General features: G+C 39.1%; 1 protein-coding gene. It reads right to left on the bottom strand.

All coding sequences use genetic code 11. The features are described 5' to 3' along the window. Window positions 1-133: 133 nt before the first annotated feature. Window positions 134-1291 (bottom strand): Vomp family autotransporter (locus tag ACFINA_RS07875; protein WP_375615379.1); only part of this gene is annotated, 1158 nt, incomplete at its 5' end.

Consider the following 1291-nt stretch of genomic DNA (forward strand, 5'->3'; position numbering starts at 1 on the left):
TAAAACCTCAAAATTTATAGTGTCATCAAATATTATGCTTATCTCTAGATAAATACTGTGAATCTGTAAAAAAATATCCACCCTCATTTTAATAAATAAGGGTGGATATTTTGTTCTGTTTTCGTTATTCGTATTATTTTATTTTCAGAGTAATTGCACCACCTATTCCCCAATGACCACCAGCACTCGTGGCAGAGAGATTAGAGCGGATTTTCCCGTTTTCAGATGTATAACCAGCACCAAGAGCAAATGCGGATTGTCCACGCCATGCGCCGCTACCAAATGAGACACTCAAAGATCCTGGCTCGTCGAAGTAACGTAGGTTGGATACTGCTAGACCAACGGCGGCTGCTTGCCTTGCCTCTTTGCGTACGCTCTTAATATCATAACTTAAAATATTAAACTTCATATCTGTATATTGGTTAGCCCGATCAACAGCACCATCAATAGCATCAATCCTGATATTATTTATCCGTTGATCTGTGTAGTGCTTCGATTCATCGAGAACAATTTTCATCTGTTCTTGGGTATAGTCATGGAGCTGACCGCCATTAACAGCTTCTTTCGAACCTTGTTCAATGCGACCATTGGCAACATTATCAATCATAACAGGTTCACTTTCATTCCCACCTTGTAGAGTGATCTTATTGGCCTTTTTACCATCAGCATCTTTATCATAGTTAACTGCCCCATCAGCAAGATTATTAACCGTGTTCTCAATATTATCAACTCTGTCTTCAATATTGAAAACCGTTTCACCAATATTCGTAACCGTAGTGGAAATATTGTCGACTCTGTTTTCAATATGTTTAATATCTTTTTCAACGCCAGTGATACGTTCGTTGGTCTCCCAAAGCTGTCCACCATTGACTGCATCTTTTGAACCTTCTGCAATTTTACCATCTGCTACATTGATAATCTTACTTGGTTGACCATCATGGCTAGCGTCATAAGCTTTTTTCTGCTCATTCCAATTTAAACCATTGGACGAGACATTGTTTTCAACATTTTGAATGCGGTCGTTTATCTTAGACATACTCTCACTTACGCCGTCAAAAGCACTGACAACGTCATGATAATCCTTCTTTTCACTAGAGCTCCCGTCAGCCTTGAATTGTGCTATCTTGAAAGTAGGAGCAGTCCATTCTCCATTATTATAGCCAGCGCCACCACCAAAATACGCAGCCAATTGGTTGCTCATAAGATAAAGTTGCGAACCATTTACTGCATCGGTTGAATCTTCAGTAATATCTCCATTGGCAAGAAATTTAATTTTGCTATTGGCTTTTCC

The sequence above is a fragment of the Bartonella sp. AC10YNML genome (assembly GCF_042196825.1).
Classification (GTDB): domain Bacteria; phylum Pseudomonadota; class Alphaproteobacteria; order Rhizobiales; family Rhizobiaceae; genus Bartonella.